This window comes from Brucella haematophila, from assembly GCF_005938105.1.
GTDB lineage: Bacteria > Pseudomonadota > Alphaproteobacteria > Rhizobiales > Rhizobiaceae > Brucella > Brucella haematophila.
The window spans coordinates 106,007-121,699 of the sequence record NZ_VCPE01000016.1 but is presented as its reverse complement, the minus strand read 5'-3'; the positions used below and the strand labels follow the sequence as shown (position 1 = coordinate 121,699).

The window sequence follows — 15,693 nt, the reverse complement described above, 5'->3', positions numbered from 1 at the left end:
GAGACAATGGCACTCAAGCATTTTAATCCGACCACGCCGAGCCAGCGTCAGCTGGTCATCGTGGATCGCTCGGAACTCTACAAGGGCAAGCCGGTCAAGTCTTTGACCGAAGGTCTGTCCAAGAAGGGTGGCCGTAACAACACCGGTCGTATCACCGTTCGCTTTCAGGGCGGTGGTCATAAGCGTTCGTACCGCTTCATCGACTTCAAGCGTCGCAAGCTTGACGTCGTCGGCACCGTCGAACGCCTGGAATACGATCCGAACCGCACCGCGTTCATCGCGCTGATCCGTTACGAAGACGGCGAACTCGCATACATCCTGGCTCCGCAGCGTCTTGCTGTTGGCGACAAGGTTGTTGCTGGTAACTCCGTTGACGTTAAGCCGGGCAACGCAATGCCGCTCGCTTCGATGCCAGTTGGCACGATCGTCCACAACGTCGAACTGAAGCCTGGTAAGGGCGGTCAGATCGCACGTTCGGCTGGCACCTACGCCCAGCTCGTCGGTCGCGACCAGGGCATGGCGATCCTGCGCCTCAACTCTGGTGAACAGCGTCTGGTTTCCGGCGCCTGCTTCGCTTCGGTTGGTGCAGTTTCGAACCCGGATCACGGCAATATCAACGACGGCAAGGCCGGTCGTTCGGTATGGCGTGGCAAGCGTCCGCACGTTCGCGGTGTTGCAATGAACCCGGTCGATCACCCGCATGGTGGTGGTGAAGGTCGTACCTCGGGTGGTCGTCACCCTGTTACTCCGTGGGGCAAGCCTACGAAGGGCAAGAAGACGCGCTCGAACAAGGCGACTGACAAGTTCATCATGCGTTCGCGCCATCAGCGCAAGAAGTAAGAGAGGTAGTCTGAAGTGGCTCGTTCAGTTTGGAAAGGTCCGTTTGTCGACGGCTATCTTCTCAAGAAGGCTGAGAAGGTACGCGAAGGCGGTCGTAATGAAGTTATCAAGATGTGGAGCCGCCGCTCCACCATTCTGCCGCAGTTTGTCGGTCTGACTTTCGGCGTCTACAACGGCAACAAGCATGTGCCGGTGTCGATTTCGGAAGAAATGGTCGGACACAAGTTCGGTGAATTCGCGCCCACGCGTACCTACTACGGTCACGGCGCGGACAAGAAGGCAAAGAGGAAGTAACGATGGGCAAGGCCAAGGCTCCCCGCCAGCTTAAGGATAACGAGGCGAAAGCCGTCGCCCGTACGCTCCGCGTCAGCCCGCAGAAGCTTAACCTTGTCGCGAGCATGATTCGCGGCAAGAAAGTGAATGCGGCACTTGCCGATCTGACGTTCTCGCGCAAGCGGATCGCCGATACGGTTAAGAAGACGCTTGAGTCGGCGATTGCAAACGCTGAAAACAATCACGACCTCGACGTCGATGCTCTGATCGTCGCCGAAGCCTATGTCGGTAAGTCGATCGTCATGAAGCGCTTCCATGTCCGCGGACGTGGTAAGGCAAGCCGCATCGAGAAGCCGTTTTCGCATCTCACCATTGTTGTCCGCGAAGTCGCGGAAAAAGGGGAGGCCGCATAATGGGTCAGAAGATTAATCCGATCGGTCTTCGTCTCGGCATCAACCGCACCTGGGATTCGCGTTGGTACGCAAATACCGGTGAGTACGGCAAGCTGCTGCATGAAGATGTCAAGATCCGTGAGTTCCTCACCGAGGAACTCAAGCAGGCTGCGATTTCGAAGATCGTAATTGAGCGTCCGCACAAGAAGTGCCGCGTGACGATTCACTCGGCTCGTCCGGGCATCATCATCGGCAAGAAGGGTGCAGACATCGAAAAGCTCCGCAAGAAGCTTTCCGAGATGACCAATGCCGATACTTCGCTCAACATCGTTGAAGTTCGCAAGCCGGAAATCGACGCTACGCTGATCGCTCAGTCGATCGCTCAGCAGCTCGAACGCCGTGTGGCATTCCGTCGCGCCATGAAGCGTTCCGTTCAGTCGGCAATGCGTCTTGGAGCCGAAGGTATCCGTATCAACTGCTCGGGTCGTCTGGGTGGCGCGGAAATCGCTCGCATGGAATGGTACCGTGAAGGTCGCGTTCCGCTTCATACTCTGCGCGCCGATATTGACTACGGCACAGCAGAAGCGAAGACCGCTTATGGTATCTGCGGCGTGAAGGTCTGGGTCTTCAAGGGCGAGATCCTTGAACACGATCCGATGGCTTCCGAACGTCGTGCGGTCGAGGGTGACAATCAGGGTTCCTCGTCGAACCGCCGCCGCGAAAACGCTTAAAAAGCGGGCCGCGGGCGAGAAATTTGGAGTAGAGAACAATGATGCAGCCTAAGCGCACCAAGTTCCGCAAGCAGTTCAAGGGCCGTATCCACGGCAACTCGAAAGGCGGCACGGATCTGAATTTCGGTGCTTTCGGTCTGAAGGCTCTCGAGCCGGAACGCGTCACCGCACGTCAGATCGAAGCGGCTCGCCGCGCGATCACCCGTCACATGAAACGTGCCGGTCGCGTGTGGATCCGCATCTTCCCTGACCTGCCGGTTACTTCGAAGCCTACCGAAGTCCGTATGGGTAAAGGTAAGGGTTCGGTTGACTACTGGGCATGCCGTGTGGCACCAGGTCGCGTGATGTTTGAGCTTGACGGCGTACCCGAAGATGTGGCACGCGAAGCCCTCAGACTCGGCGCAGCAAAGTTGCCGATCAAGACGCGCTTTATCCAGCGCATTGCTGAATAAGGAGAGGCAACTATGAAAGCCGCAGACGTTCGGGCGAAAAGCACCGATCAGATGAACGATGAGTTGGCCGCACTGAAGAAAGAACAGTTCAATCTGCGCTTTCAGAAGGCTACCGGCCAGCTCGAAAAGACCGCGCGCGTGAAGCAGGTTCGCCGCGACATCGCGCGTATTAAGACTATTGCCCGCCAGAAGGCGGCCGAAAGCAAGGCATAAGGAAAAAATATCATGCCTAAACGCGTTCTGCAGGGCGTTGTCGTCAGCGATAAGAACGACAAGACTGTTGTGGTTAAGGTTGAGCGTCGCTATTCGCATCCGCTCCTCCAGAAGACCGTGCGTCAGTCGAAGAAGTACAAGGCGCATGACGAAAACAACCAGTTCAAGGTTGGTGATTCCGTTTCCATTCAGGAATCGGCTCCGATCTCGAAGGACAAACGCTGGATCGTTCTGACGAACGAAGCAGCGGGCTAAATTACAAACACGCAGCTTAGGTAGGGCAGGAGCCCTTAACCAGCTGAAGGAAAAGAAGGCGGCCAGTCATGATTCAGATGCAAACAAACCTCGACGTGGCGGATAACTCCGGCGCACGTCGTGTCATGTGCATCAAGGTGCTGGGCGGCTCGAAGCGGCGTTATGCTTCCGTTGGCGACATCATTGTGGTGTCGATCAAGGAAGCTATTCCGCGCGGCCGCGTCAAGAAGGGTGACGTGATGAAGGCGGTTGTTGTACGCACCGCCAAGGACATCCGTCGTCCGGACGGCAGCGTAATTCGTTTTGATAACAACGCAGCTGTTCTCATCGATAACAAGAAAGAGCCTATCGGCACGCGTATCTTCGGACCGGTTCCGCGCGAACTTCGCGCAAAGAACCACATGAAGATCATCTCGCTGGCTCCGGAAGTTCTGTAAGGAAGCACAACGATGCAAAAGATTCGCAAAGGCGACAGCGTTGTCGTGCTGTCCGGTAAGGACAAGGGCCGTAAGGGCGAGGTCCTTAAGGTTATGCCTAAGGACGAGCAGGCGCTCGTACGCGGCATTAATATTGTGAAGCGTCATCAGCGCCAGACCCAGACCCAGGAAGCCGGCATTATCTCCAAGGAAGCGCCGATGCACCTGTCCAACCTGGCAATTGTTGATCCCAAGGACGGCAAGCCGACCCGCGTCGGTTTCCGCGTTGAGGACGGCAAGAAGGTTCGTGTCGCAAAACGTTCTGGAGCGCTGATCGATGGCTGAAGCTAAGGCACTTCCACGCTTCAAGAAGCTTTATCAGGATAATATCCGTAAGGCTCTGCTTGAAGAGTTCAAATACGACAACGAGATGCAGATTCCACGCATCACCAAGGTTGTCCTCAATATGGGCGTTGGCGAAGCCACCGGCGATTCGAAGAAGCCGTCGGTAGCCGCAGAAGACCTCAGCCAGATTGCTGGCCAGAAGGCCGTCATCACGCGCGCCCGTAACTCGATCGCAACCTTTAAGTTGCGTGAAGACATGCCGATCGGCACGAAGGTCACCCTTCGCCAGGACCGCATGTATGAATTCCTTGATCGTCTGGTTACGATTGCTCTTCCTCGCGTTCGCGACTTCCGCGGCCTGAACCCGAAGAGCTTTGACGGACGTGGCAACTTCGCCATGGGCATCAAGGAGCACATCGTGTTCCCCGAAATCAACTACGATAAGGTTGATCAGATCTGGGGCATGGACATCATCGTTTGCACGACCGCCAAGACGGATGATGAAGCGCGCTCTCTTCTGCGTGCATTCAACTTCCCGTTTCGGCAGTAACGGCAAGCGTAGCGAGGTATAGATAACATGGCCAAGACTAGCGCAGTCGAAAAAAACAAGCGCCGCGAAAAGTTGGTTAAGCGTCATGCTGAAAAGCGTGCACGCCTGAAGGCGATCGTAATGGATCAGGGCCTTCCGCTGGAGGAGCGCTTCCGCGCCACTATCCGGCTTGCCGAACTGCCGCGCAATTCATCGAAGGTTCGTATTCGCAATCGTTGCGAAGTGTCGGGCCGTCCGCGTGGTTATTACCGTAAACTGAAGATGTCGCGTATTGCGCTCCGTCAGTTGGGTTCGCTCGGTCAGATCCCGGGCATCGTCAAGTCGAGCTGGTAAGGAGTAGCATATGTCTGTGTCAGATCCTCTCGGCGATATGCTGACCCGTATCCGCAACGCAGTAGGCCGCAAGAAGACCAAGGTTACGACCCCGGCTTCGAAGCTGCGCGCTCGCGTTCTCGATGTTCTTCAGTCTGAAGGTTACATCCGCGGTTACTCGCAGAGCGAATTCGTGAACGGCAAGGCCGAGATCGAAATCGAGCTGAAGTATTATGAAGGTGTTCCGGTTATCCGCGAGATTAGCCGCGTATCGAAGCCTGGTCGTCGCGTTTACGTGTCGGTCAAGTCGATCCCGCAGGTCGCGAACGGTCTCGGCATCTCGATCCTCTCCACGCCGAAGGGCGTTATGGCGGATCATGAAGCCCGTGAACAAAACGTTGGTGGTGAGCTGCTCTGCCGCATCTTCTGATGCGGTTGACAGCGAACAGATAAAAGACAGGTATTAAAATGTCTCGTATCGGTAAAAAACCCGTGCCGGTCCCGGCAGGCGTGACCGCCAGTGTTGATGGGCAGATCGTCAAGGCCAAGGGCGCGAAGGGTGAACTCTCCTTCGTCGTGCACGATGAAGTTCTGGTTAAGCTGGAAGATGGCGCTGTCAGCGTCGATCCGCGCGACCAGTCGAAGGAAGCTCGTTCGAAGTGGGGCATGTCCCGCACGATGATCTCCAACATTTTTGTTGGCGTGAAGGACGGCTTCGAAAAGAAGCTCGAAATCAGCGGCGTCGGTTACCGCGCTGCCATGCAGGGCAAGAACCTGCAGCTTTCGCTCGGCTTCAGCCACGAAGTGGTCTATGACGTGCCTGCTGGCATCACTGTTGCTGTACCGAAGCCGACGGAAATCGTCGTCACCGGTATCGACAAGCAGCAGGTCGGTCAGGTCGCGGCTGAGATCCGCGAATATCGCGGCCCCGAGCCTTACAAGGGCAAGGGCGTCAAGTATGCGGGCGAGAAGATCGTTCGCAAAGAAGGCAAGAAGAAGTAAGGGAAGCGCGTCATGGCATCGCCAAAAGAAACTTTGCAGCGTCGCGCTGCTCGCGTGCGCCGTCAGCTCAAGTCTGCCGCCAACGGCCGACCACGCCTCAGCGTACATCGCTCTTCGAAGAACATCTACGCCCAGATCATCGACGACGTCCGCGGCGTTACGCTTGCGGCCGCTTCGACCCTCGATGGCGACCTCAAGGGCAAGCTCAAGACTGGTGCAGACCAGGCAGCAGCAGCTGCTGTCGGCAAGCTGGTTGCTGAGCGCGCCGTCAAGGCTGGCGTCAAGGACGTAGTGTTCGACCGTGGTGCTTTCATTTTCCACGGCCGCGTGAAGGCTCTCGCCGAAGCTGCCCGCGAAAGCGGCCTCAGCTTCTAATAGAAGTTTGTGCTTCCGGAAAAGAAAAAAGGAAATCAGGATATGGCACAGAGAGAACGTAACCGCGAAGACCGCGGTCGCGAGGAGCGCGACAGCGAGTTCGTTGACAAGCTCGTTCACATCAACCGCGTAGCCAAGGTCGTCAAGGGCGGCCGTCGCTTCGGTTTTGCTGCTCTCGTCGTCGTTGGCGATCAGAAGGGCCGCGTAGGCTTCGGTCATGGCAAGGCACGTGAAGTGCCGGAAGCTATCCGTAAGGCTACCGAAGCTGCCAAGCGCGACATGATCTTCGTTCCGCTGCGTTCGGGTCGTACTCTGCATCATGACGTCGAAGGCCGTCATGGCGCTGGCAAGGTTCTGCTCCGTGCAGCTCCTGCCGGTAAGGGTATCATCGCCGGTGGTCCGATGCGTGCAGTGTTCGAAACGCTCGGCGTTCAGGACGTTGTTGCCAAGTCGCTCGGTTCGTCGAACCCATACAACATGGTTCGCGCGACGTTTGATGCTCTCAAGCATCAGATGCATCCGAAGGATATCGCGGCACAGCGCGGCATCAAGTACTCGACCCTTCAGGCTCGCCGCCATGATGTGGTCGGTTCGGAAGAATAGCCGATAGTTTGTGTTAGTCCGGGGCCTGGCAGTTTCTGCAAGAAGTTGCATTCGATACTGGGCCGGGCCACCGGATACGCCATAGACAAAGGATTTGAGTGATGGCTGAGAAGAAGGGTAAGACGGTTACGGTCGAACAGATCGGAAGCCCTATCCGTCGTCCAGCCGAGCAGCGTGCAACGCTGATCGGTCTCGGACTTAACAAAATGCACCGCCGCCGCACGCTGGAGGATACTCCTTCGGTTCGTGGCATGATCGCCAAGGTTCAGCATCTCGTCCGCATCGTGGACGAGGCCTGATAACGCAGGGGATAGAGACATGAAACTCAACGATCTGCGTGATAAGCCAGGTTCCGTCAAGGCTCGCAAGCGCGTTGGCCGTGGTATCGGCTCGGGCACCGGCAAGACCGCTGGCCGCGGCGTCAAGGGTCAGAAGTCCCGTTCGGGCGTCGCGATCAATGGCTTCGAAGGCGGCCAGATGCCAATCTACCGCCGTCTGCCAAAGCGCGGCTTCACCAACATCTTCGCAAAGAGCTTCAACGTTGTGTCGCTCGGCCGTGTTCAGGCCGCTATCGACGCCGGCAAGCTGGATGCCAAGGCTGTTGTGAACCTCGAAGCGCTGAAGGCTGCTGGTGTGATTCGTCGCGCCAAGGACGGCGTTCGCATTCTTTCGGATGGCGAACTGAAGGCTAAGGTAACCTTTGAGGTTGCTGGCGCTTCCAAGTCGGCAGTCGAGAAAATCGAAAAGGCTGGCGGTAGCATCAAGCTTCCTGAAGCCGCAGCTGCCGAATAAGGCTCCTGCACTAAAATTATAAGCGGCGGCCCAGAGCAGTTCCGGATAAATGCAAGGCATTTTTCTATTTGGAATTGCGATAAAATCTGGGCCGCCGCTTGCACATTTATGCCAATGCGCATATCTGGGTTGGGTCTTCTTGTCCGTGAGGACGCGGGTTGAATAAACGCGTGTCGATGGGAGTAGGGGACCGGAGACTTTTCACCGGAGAAATTTAATGGCATCGGCTGCTGAACAGCTAGTTTCCAATCTCAATTTCTCGGCTTTTTCGAAAGCTGAAGAACTCAAGAAGCGCATCTGGTTTACTCTGGGCGCTTTGCTCGTATATCGGTTCGGCACCTATATTCCGCTTCCAGGAATCAATCCTGACGCTCTTGCGCAGGCTTTCCAGCAGCATAGCCAGGGTGTGCTCGGACTTTTCAACATGTTCGCCGGTGGCGCTGTTGGTCGTATGGCCATTTTCGCGCTCGGCATCATGCCTTACATCTCGGCCTCCATCATCGTGCAGCTCATGACGTCGGTTGTTCCGTCGCTTGAAGCGCTGAAGAAGGAAGGCGAGGCGGGCCGCAAGATCATCAATCAGTATACGCGTTACGGTACAGTGCTTCTGGCGCTCGTTCAGGCTTATGCCATTTCGGTTGGCTTGCAGTCGGGCAACGGCATTGTCATGAATCCGGGACCGTTCTTCATCGTTTCATCGGTGATTACCCTTGTTGGCGGCACCATGTTCCTGATGTGGCTCGGTGAGCAGATCACGGCACGCGGTATCGGTAACGGTATTTCGCTGATCATCTTCTCGGGTATCGTTGCAAACCTTCCGCATGCCATTTCCGGCACGCTGGAACTGGGCCGTACCGGTGCTCTGTCGACGGGCCTCATTCTGGGCGTTATCGTGCTCGCAATCGCTCTGATCGCGGTCATCGTGTTCGTCGAGCGTGCGCAGCGCCGCCTGCTGATCCAGTATCCGAAGCGTCAGGTTGGCAACCGTATGTTCCAGGGCGATACTTCGCACCTGCCGCTGAAGCTCAATACCGCAGGCGTTATTCCGCCGATCTTCGCATCGTCGCTGCTGCTTTTGCCAGCGACTGTTGCTGGCTTCGCCAACACGACTGAAATGCCTGGTTGGGCGACCACGATTCTCAATGCGTTGGGCCATGGACAGCCGCTTTACATGCTGTTCTACGCTGGCTTGATGGCGTTCTTCTGCTTCTTCTATACGGCCATCGTGTTCAATCCCAAGGACACGGCTGACCAGCTCAAGAAGCATTCCGGCTTCATCCCGGGCATTCGCCCCGGTGAACGGACTGCCGAATATATAGACTATGTGTTGACCCGCATTACGGTTGTCGGCGCGATCTATATTATGCTTGTCTGTCTTCTGCCGGAATTCCTGATTTCCGCGACCGGCGTGCCATTCTATCTTGGTGGTACATCGCTGCTGATCGTTGTGAGCGTGACGCTCGATACGGTTGCGCAAGTTCAGGGACATCTTATCGCCCATCAGTATGAAGGGCTGATCAAGAAGTCCAAACTCAGAGGTGGGAAACGCAATAAATGAGACTGATACTTCTTGGGCCGCCCGGAGCAGGTAAGGGGACGCAGGCTGGACTTCTTACCAAGAAGCATGGAATTCCGCAGCTTTCGACTGGCGACATGCTGCGTTCGGCAGTCGCTCAGCAAAGCGAAGTCGGAAAGCGCGCCAAAGCAGTCATGGATGCCGGTCAGCTGGTATCCGACGAGATCGTCAACCAGATCGTGTCGGAGCGCATTGATGCTCCGGATTGCGCGAACGGTTTCATTCTCGACGGCTACCCGCGTACCGTTCCGCAAGCTGAAGCTCTCGGCGGAATGCTCGCAAACAAAGGCCTGAAGCTTGATGCTGTCATCGAGCTGAAGGTTGATGAGAATGCACTGGTCAAGCGGATGGAGAGCCGCGTGGCCGAAACGATCGCCAAGGGCGGTCAGGTGCGTTCGGATGATAATCCGGAAGCTTTCCGCAAGCGTCTTGTCGAATATCGCGAGAAGACCGCGCCGCTTTCGACCTACTATGCCGGGACTGGCGAATTGCGTGTCCTCAACGGTATGGCTCCGGTTGAAGAAGTTACCGCTGAAATCGAGAGAATTCTCGTTCCGGCATAAGGCTTTTCAAAGCCTTGGACTATAGCATCGGCTCAGATACCGGGATCGGTTTTTGTAAAGCAGGATGCGCAGATACAAACACGGGCAGAGAAACGCTTTGCGATTCTCTGCCCGTTTATTGCTTCCAGAAGTCGCTTTGATTGTCTGTCAGGCCGGTTTGATGGCTTTACGGACGTTTAAGAGTTGACTTTTTCGGGCGATTCCGTCAAAGACTGCGCCACTTCATTTGGTTTTGAATGGCAGGTAGCGGCGGAAATCGAAAAGAGGCCGATACCGGTCGTTTTATGCTGTCTGGGGGATTAGTCTTTCAGGCGGAAGTGATTAACATTAAGGAGAACAGACGTGGCACGTATCGCTGGCGTCAACATCCCGACGAACAAGCGCGTTGTTATTGCGCTTCAGTACATCCACGGGATTGGACCGAAATTTGCTCGGGAAATCGTAACGAAGGTTGGCATTGCCGACGATCGTCGCGTTAACCAGCTGACGGATGCTGAAGTCCTTCAGATCCGCGAAGCAATCGATGCTGACTACCAGGTCGAAGGTGACCTGCGTCGTGAAGTTTCGATGAACATCAAGCGCCTGATGGACCTGGGTTGCTACCGCGGCCTGCGTCATCGTCGTTCGCTGCCGGTTCGCGGTCAGCGCACGCATACCAACGCACGCACCCGTAAGGGTCCGGCGAAGGCTATCGCAGGCAAGAAGAAGTAATTTCGACGGAACGTTTTCGTTCCGTCGGGCCTTTCCGGTGCGCCGGTTGGGTTTGATACTGGTCCTTTCTTGAGGACCGGTGTAGCCGCTGGAATTACGGCGGTGTAGAGATCGATTGAAAGGACTATCATGGCCAAGGAAGCCACGCGCGTTCGCCGTCGCGAGCGTAAAAACATCTCGTCGGGCGTTGCCCACGTAAATTCGACGTTCAACAACACCATGATCACCATCACGGATGCTCAGGGCAATGCTATTGCCTGGTCTTCCGCAGGTGCTCAGGGTTTCAAGGGTTCGCGTAAGTCGACCCCGTTCGCCGCACAGATCGCTGCCGAAGATTGCGCCAAGAAGGCTCAGGAACACGGCATGCGCTCCCTCGAAGTCGAGGTTTGCGGACCGGGCTCTGGCCGTGAATCTGCGCTGCGCGCCCTTCAGGCTGCCGGCTTTGTGATCACGTCGATCCGCGATGTTACGCCGATCCCGCACAACGGTTGCCGTCCGCGCAAGAAGCGCCGGGTCTAATCCTCGTTCACATGCTGTAAGAGCCTCGGATTTCATCCGGGGCTCCTCTGCGGTTTCTTCACTTGATCGCTACGATAGGATGGTAGCGACGATTGATAGAGGGATACTCACATGATCCAGAAGAACTGGCAGGAACTGATCAAGCCGAACAAGGTGGAATTTATCACCCACGGCTCTCGCACGCATGCAACCGTCGTTGCTGAACCGCTGGAACGCGGCTTCGGTCTGACGCTCGGCAATGCTTTGCGTCGCGTACTTCTGTCGTCGCTGCGCGGCGCTGCCGTGACCGCCGTACAGATCGACGGCGTTCTGCATGAATTCTCTTCTATTCCGGGCGTCCGCGAAGACGTGACGGATATCGTTCTGAACGTCAAGGAAATCGCCATCCGTATGGAAGGCGAGGGCCCGAAGCGCATGGTCGTCCGCAAGGAAGGCCCAGGCGCCGTTACGGCTGGCGACATTCAGACTGTCGGCGATGTCGAAATCCTTAACCCGGATCACGTCATCTGCACGCTGGACGAAGGCGCTGAAATCCGCATGGAATTCACCGTCAACACCGGCAAGGGCTATGTGCCTGCCGACCGCAACCGTGCGGAAGACGCTCCGATTGGGCTTATCCCGGTCGACAGCCTGTATTCTCCGGTTCGCAAGGTGTCGTACAAGATCGAGAACACCCGTGAAGGTCAGGTTCTCGATTATGACAAGCTGACGCTGAACATTGAGACCAACGGTTCGGTTACGGGCGAAGACGCAGTGGCTTACGCTGCTCGTATTCTCCAGGACCAGCTGGCGATCTTCGTCAACTTCGAAGAGCCTCAGAAGGAAGCTCCGCAGGAACAGGTTGCGGAACTGGCTTTCAACCCGGCTCTGCTCAAGAAGGTCGACGAACTCGAACTGTCTGTCCGTTCGGCAAACTGCCTGAAGAACGACAACATCGTCTACATCGGCGATCTGATCCAGAAGACGGAAGCCGAGATGCTGCGGACTCCGAATTTCGGCCGCAAGTCGCTCAACGAGATCAAGGAAGTTCTCGCGTCGATGGGTCTCCATCTTGGTATGGAAATCCCGTCCTGGCCGCCGGAAAATATCGAAGATCTCGCAAAGCGTTACGAAGACCAATACTAAGCATTTCCAGCGAAACTGCGAAACGGTTTCGCGTCGGACAATGCGTAAAACGAAGATAAGACCGGCATACCCCGGTACGTTACGAATTAAAGGAGAAGGCCATGCGCCACGGTAATGGACAGCGTAAGCTGAACCGCACTGCCTCGCATCGCAAGGCAATGTTCGCCAACATGGCGGCTTCGCTCATCGAGCATGAACAGATTGTGACCACGCTTCCTAAGGCTAAGGAAATCCGTCCAATCGTAGAAAAGCTTGTAACACTCGGCAAGCGCGGCGATCTGCATGCACGCCGTCAGGCTATCTCGGCTATCCGCGACGTTAAGGTCGTGGCTAAGCTGTTCGATACGCTGGCTACGCGCTATGCAACCCGCAACGGCGGCTACATCCGCATCATGAAGGCTGGCTTCCGCGCTGGCGACAACGCGCCTCTGGCTGTTGTTGAATTCGTGGAACGCGATGTCGATGCAAAGGGCAAGGCCGACCGCGCCCGCGTAGAAGCTGAAGCTGCTGCTGAAGCCGACGCAGCGTAATCAAGGCATTTCCAGCAAAAGCGCGAAGCGTCTTTGCGTTGGATAATGCACGATTATGAGAAGAGATTAAAAAGGGCCGCCTTGTGCGGCCCTTTTTGTTTGCGCTGTTGCTGACATATGCGCTCACACATGGATGTGAGGGAAAATTACACCAGCTTTTCGCCCGTGGTCACAATGTGGCCCTTTATCCTTGGCCTCAGTTCATTACATATGGACAACGAGTCTCGCACGCTTCCATCGGAAGTTTTGCGGGAAGGCTGGGAAAGCGCGGAGTTTGTGCATGAATTGGCGACGTTTCGGGATTACGGGCATCATTCTGGCATCGATTGGCATGGCATGCCTGCCAGCTTCAGCGCAGGACGCGCCAGCGGCGCCGGGAAAACAGATACCGCTTAGTCGCGGTGATATGCAGCTTTCCTTCGCGCCTCTGGTCAAGGAAACGACGCCCGCCGTCGTCAATGTCTATGCAGCGCGACAGGTGCAGGCTCAAGCGCGCTCGCCATTTGCAGGCGATCCGTTCTTTGAACAGTTTTTCGGTAGGCAGTTCGGCGATAGCAAGCCGCGCATCCAGCAATCGCTCGGGTCTGGCGTTATTGTCGATGCGTCGGGCATTGTCGTGACCAATAATCACGTCATCAAGGATGCGGACGAGATCAAGATTGCGCTGTCTGATGGTCGCGAATTCGAAAGCAAGCTTCTGTTGCGTGACGAAACCACCGATCTGGCCGTATTGAAGATTGATTCCAAGGAAAAATTCCCGGTTCTGTCGCTTGGCAATTCCGATGAGGTGGAAGTGGGCGATCTGGTGCTTGCTGTCGGCAATCCGTTCGGCGTCGGCCAGACTGTAACGAGCGGCATCGTCTCGGCGCAATCACGCACGCAGGTTGGCATTTCTGATTTCGACTTCTTCATTCAGACCGACGCAGCCATCAATCCGGGTAATTCCGGCGGCGCTTTGGTGGATATGCGCGGACGGCTGATCGGTATTAACACGGCAATCTATTCACGCTCAGGCGGTTCTGTCGGCATCGGCTTTGCCATTCCGTCCAATATGGTACGCGCAGTGATTGATGCCGCGCAGCGGGGCAGCTCCAGTTTCGAGCGTCCTTATATTGGAGCGACTTTCCAGGGCGTGACCGCCGATCTCGCCGAAGGCCTCGGTATGGAAAAGCCCTATGGCGCTTTGATTACTGCTGTTGCCAAAGGCGGACCTGCGGAGGCTGCCGGTTTGAAGGTTGGCGACGTTGTGCTCTCCGTGCAGGGCGCACGCGTGGATAATCAGGATGTGCTCGGCTATCGTCTGTCGACTGCAGGTATCGATAGCACGGTTTCGGTTGTGATTCTGCGCGGCGGCGAAAATCTCACTGTGCCGGTCAAGCTGACCAAAGCGCCAGAGGTTAAGCAGACAGCGCCCCTCGTTATCGAGGGTGAGAATCCCTTCGCCGGTGCAGCTGTGCAGGAGCTGACGCCTGCCACTGCTACCAAACTGCGTCTGAAGAGCGATGCAAACGGTGTTGCCGTGATGGACGTTTATTCAGGTTCGCCTGCAGCGCGGCTGGGGCTGCGCCCGGGCGATATCATTCGCAACCTCAATGGCAATGTGATCCGCAGCGTGACTGATCTTTCTTCGGTTTTGAATGCTGGCCGCGGTCTGGCATGGCGTATGGAAATTGAACGCAACGGTACGCTTCTGCGCCAGTTCGTTCGATAAAACAGCCACGAAAAGTTGCATGCCGCTTCAGGTAAGATTATGCCTGAAGCGGCATTTTATTTATCGACCGAGTTATCGAATGAGCGATCTTTTTTCATCGGCGTCGGACCCGAATGCGGACCGCAATCGTCCGCTTGCGGACCGCTTGCGCCCGAGACACTTGTCGGAGGTGACCGGTCAGGAACATCTGACAGGGCCGGAAGGTGTGCTGACGCGCATGATCGAATCCGGCTCGCTTGGTTCGATGATTTTCTGGGGGCCTCCCGGAACCGGTAAGACGACGGTCGCTCGACTGCTGGCGGGCGAAACCGATCTGGCCTTCGAGCAGATTTCGGCGATTTTCTCCGGTGTGGCCGACCTCAAGAAAGTCTTCGAGACGGCCCGTGCGCGGCGCATGTCCGGGCGTCAGACCTTGCTTTTCGTGGACGAGATTCATCGCTTCAATCGTGCGCAGCAGGATTCGTTCCTGCCGGTGATGGAAGACGGCACCGTCATTCTGATTGGCGCGACCACCGAAAATCCGTCCTTTGAACTCAACGCCGCTCTGCTATCGCGGGCGCGAGTGCTGACTTTTCATCCACATGAGGCGGAGAGCATCGCAACGCTGTTAATCCGCGCCGAAGAGCAGGAAGACCGTCCGCTGCCACTGGATGAAGAGGCGAGGGCCATTCTGATTCGTATGGCCGACGGCGATGGCCGTGCTGCGTTGACGCTGGCTGAGGAAGTCTGGCGCGCGGCGAGGCCGGACGAGGTCTTCACCGCCGACAAACTTCAGGATGTGGTGCAACGACGTGCACCGGTTTACGACAAGAGCCAGGACGGGCATTACAATCTGATCTCGGCGCTGCATAAATCGGTGCGGGGCTCTGACCCAGATGCTGCACTCTATTATCTGTCGCGCATGTTCGATGCGGGCGAAGATCCGCTTTATCTGGGTCGGCGTCTTGTGCGCATGGCGGTTGAGGATATCGGGCTCGCCGATCCGCAGGCGCTCGTCATCTGCAATGCCGCCAAGGATGCTTACGACTATCTCGGATCGCCGGAAGGCGAGCTGGCACTGGCGCAGGCATGTGTTTATCTCGCCACTGCACCCAAATCGAACGCAGTTTATATGGCTTACAAAGCCTCCATGCGCGCCGCCAAGGAGCACGGCTCTCTGGTGCCGCCAAAGCACATTCTCAATGCTCCGACCAAGCTGATGAAGAATGAAGGCTATGGCGACGGTTACGCCTATGACCACGATCAGCCGGATGCTTTTTCGGGGCAGGATTATTTCCCCGAAAGCCTCGGGCGGCAGAAATTTTACGACCCGCCGGAACGCGGTTTTGAGCGCGATATCCGCAAGCGGCTCGACTACTGGGCGCGGCTGCGTCAGGAACGTCGAGGCAGGAACGGTTAAGAACCTGC

The 15,693-nt window shown here is 56.5% G+C and carries 25 protein-coding genes; all 25 read left to right on the top strand.

Annotation, left to right across the window (positions count from 1 at the left end):
- Nucleotides 1-6: 6 nt before the first annotated feature.
- The 25 genes from rplB (at nt 7) to FGI60_RS20975 (ending at nt 15,685) form a co-directional block, all read left to right on the top strand.
- On the top strand, nt 7-840 hold the full coding sequence (gene rplB, locus FGI60_RS21095; RefSeq protein WP_113533596.1) for a 50S ribosomal protein L2: 834 nt from the start codon (nt 7-9) through the stop codon (nt 838-840).
- Nucleotides 841-855: 15 nt separating this feature from the next.
- Nucleotides 856-1,134, top strand: coding sequence for a 30S ribosomal protein S19 (gene rpsS, locus FGI60_RS21090; protein WP_070997411.1), 279 nt, complete (start codon nt 856-858; stop codon nt 1,132-1,134).
- A 2-nt stretch (nt 1,135-1,136) separates the two neighbouring features.
- On the top strand, nt 1,137-1,526 hold the full coding sequence (gene rplV, locus FGI60_RS21085; RefSeq protein WP_078340774.1) for a 50S ribosomal protein L22: 390 nt from the start codon (nt 1,137-1,139) through the stop codon (nt 1,524-1,526).
- Nucleotides 1,526-2,236 carry a 30S ribosomal protein S3 gene (gene rpsC, locus FGI60_RS21080; RefSeq protein ID WP_078340775.1) on the top strand — a complete coding sequence of 237 codons (711 nt, stop codon included), beginning with the start codon at nt 1,526-1,528 and terminating at the stop codon, nt 2,234-2,236. The genes rplV and rpsC overlap by 1 nt, the downstream gene beginning before the upstream one ends.
- 38 nt (nt 2,237-2,274) lie before the next feature.
- Nucleotides 2,275-2,688 carry a 50S ribosomal protein L16 gene (gene rplP, locus FGI60_RS21075; protein ID WP_002964355.1) on the top strand — a complete coding sequence of 138 codons (414 nt, stop codon included), beginning with the start codon at nt 2,275-2,277 and terminating at the stop codon, nt 2,686-2,688.
- A 12-nt stretch (nt 2,689-2,700) separates the two neighbouring features.
- Nucleotides 2,701-2,901 carry a 50S ribosomal protein L29 gene (rpmC, locus tag FGI60_RS21070; RefSeq protein WP_078340776.1) on the top strand — a complete coding sequence of 67 codons (201 nt, stop codon included), beginning with the start codon at nt 2,701-2,703 and terminating at the stop codon, nt 2,899-2,901.
- 12 nt (nt 2,902-2,913) lie between these two features.
- Nucleotides 2,914-3,156, top strand: a complete 243-nt coding sequence (gene rpsQ / locus FGI60_RS21065; RefSeq protein ID WP_078340777.1) for a 30S ribosomal protein S17 — start codon at nt 2,914-2,916, stop codon at nt 3,154-3,156.
- A gap of 68 nt (nt 3,157-3,224) precedes the next feature.
- Entirely contained in the window at nt 3,225-3,593 is a 369-nt protein-coding gene (gene rplN / locus FGI60_RS21060) for a 50S ribosomal protein L14 (protein ID WP_004683923.1), read from the top strand.
- Nucleotides 3,594-3,605: 12 nt separating this feature from the next.
- Entirely contained in the window at nt 3,606-3,917 is a 312-nt protein-coding gene (gene rplX, locus FGI60_RS21055) for a 50S ribosomal protein L24 (protein ID WP_138786854.1), read from the top strand.
- Nucleotides 3,910-4,467, top strand: coding sequence for a 50S ribosomal protein L5 (rplE, locus tag FGI60_RS21050; RefSeq protein ID WP_078340779.1), 558 nt, complete (start codon nt 3,910-3,912; stop codon nt 4,465-4,467). The genes rplX and rplE overlap by 8 nt, the downstream gene beginning before the upstream one ends.
- 27 nt (nt 4,468-4,494) lie before the next feature.
- The gene (rpsN, locus tag FGI60_RS21045; RefSeq protein ID WP_078340780.1) at nt 4,495-4,800 is read left to right on the top strand and encodes a 30S ribosomal protein S14; all 306 of its coding nucleotides are present in this window, start codon (nt 4,495-4,497) and stop codon (nt 4,798-4,800) included.
- 10 nt (nt 4,801-4,810) lie between these two features.
- The gene (gene rpsH / locus FGI60_RS21040) at nt 4,811-5,209 is read left to right on the top strand and encodes a 30S ribosomal protein S8 (RefSeq protein ID WP_078340781.1); all 399 of its coding nucleotides are present in this window, start codon (nt 4,811-4,813) and stop codon (nt 5,207-5,209) included.
- Between the two features lie 38 nt (nt 5,210-5,247).
- On the top strand, nt 5,248-5,781 hold the full coding sequence (rplF, locus tag FGI60_RS21035) for a 50S ribosomal protein L6 (protein WP_138786853.1): 534 nt from the start codon (nt 5,248-5,250) through the stop codon (nt 5,779-5,781).
- A gap of 12 nt (nt 5,782-5,793) precedes the next feature.
- Nucleotides 5,794-6,156 (top strand): 50S ribosomal protein L18, encoded by a 363-nt coding sequence (gene rplR, locus FGI60_RS21030; RefSeq protein ID WP_078340783.1) that lies wholly within the window; start codon nt 5,794-5,796, stop codon nt 6,154-6,156.
- A 42-nt stretch (nt 6,157-6,198) separates the two neighbouring features.
- A complete protein-coding gene (rpsE, locus tag FGI60_RS21025; RefSeq protein ID WP_006467009.1) occupies nt 6,199-6,759 on the top strand; it encodes a 30S ribosomal protein S5 in 561 nt (186 codons plus the stop codon).
- A 101-nt stretch (nt 6,760-6,860) separates the two neighbouring features.
- A complete protein-coding gene (gene rpmD / locus FGI60_RS21020) occupies nt 6,861-7,058 on the top strand; it encodes a 50S ribosomal protein L30 (protein WP_078340784.1) in 198 nt (65 codons plus the stop codon).
- A gap of 19 nt (nt 7,059-7,077) precedes the next feature.
- Nucleotides 7,078-7,551, top strand: a complete 474-nt coding sequence (gene rplO, locus FGI60_RS21015) for a 50S ribosomal protein L15 (RefSeq protein ID WP_078340785.1) — start codon at nt 7,078-7,080, stop codon at nt 7,549-7,551.
- Between the two features lie 217 nt (nt 7,552-7,768).
- A complete protein-coding gene (gene secY / locus FGI60_RS21010; protein ID WP_138786852.1) occupies nt 7,769-9,109 on the top strand; it encodes a preprotein translocase subunit SecY in 1,341 nt (446 codons plus the stop codon).
- Complete coding sequence (locus FGI60_RS21005) at nt 9,106-9,690, top strand: adenylate kinase (RefSeq protein ID WP_078340787.1); 585 nt, start codon at nt 9,106-9,108, stop codon at nt 9,688-9,690. The genes secY and FGI60_RS21005 overlap by 4 nt, the downstream gene beginning before the upstream one ends.
- Nucleotides 9,691-10,032: 342 nt before the next feature.
- A complete protein-coding gene (rpsM, locus tag FGI60_RS21000; protein ID WP_078340788.1) occupies nt 10,033-10,401 on the top strand; it encodes a 30S ribosomal protein S13 in 369 nt (122 codons plus the stop codon).
- A 129-nt stretch (nt 10,402-10,530) separates the two neighbouring features.
- A complete protein-coding gene (gene rpsK / locus FGI60_RS20995; protein ID WP_002964339.1) occupies nt 10,531-10,920 on the top strand; it encodes a 30S ribosomal protein S11 in 390 nt (129 codons plus the stop codon).
- A 111-nt stretch (nt 10,921-11,031) separates the two neighbouring features.
- Nucleotides 11,032-12,045: a DNA-directed RNA polymerase subunit alpha gene (locus FGI60_RS20990; RefSeq protein WP_138786851.1), complete on the top strand. Its 1,014-nt coding sequence runs from the start codon at nt 11,032-11,034 to the stop codon at nt 12,043-12,045.
- Nucleotides 12,046-12,146: 101 nt separating this feature from the next.
- Complete coding sequence (gene rplQ, locus FGI60_RS20985) at nt 12,147-12,575, top strand: 50S ribosomal protein L17 (RefSeq protein WP_078340790.1); 429 nt, start codon at nt 12,147-12,149, stop codon at nt 12,573-12,575.
- A gap of 280 nt (nt 12,576-12,855) precedes the next feature.
- On the top strand, nt 12,856-14,286 hold the full coding sequence (locus FGI60_RS20980; protein ID WP_138786850.1) for a DegQ family serine endoprotease: 1,431 nt from the start codon (nt 12,856-12,858) through the stop codon (nt 14,284-14,286).
- A 79-nt stretch (nt 14,287-14,365) separates the two neighbouring features.
- On the top strand, nt 14,366-15,685 hold the full coding sequence (locus FGI60_RS20975) for a replication-associated recombination protein A (RefSeq protein ID WP_138786849.1): 1,320 nt from the start codon (nt 14,366-14,368) through the stop codon (nt 15,683-15,685).
- Nucleotides 15,686-15,693 lie beyond the last annotated feature (8 nt).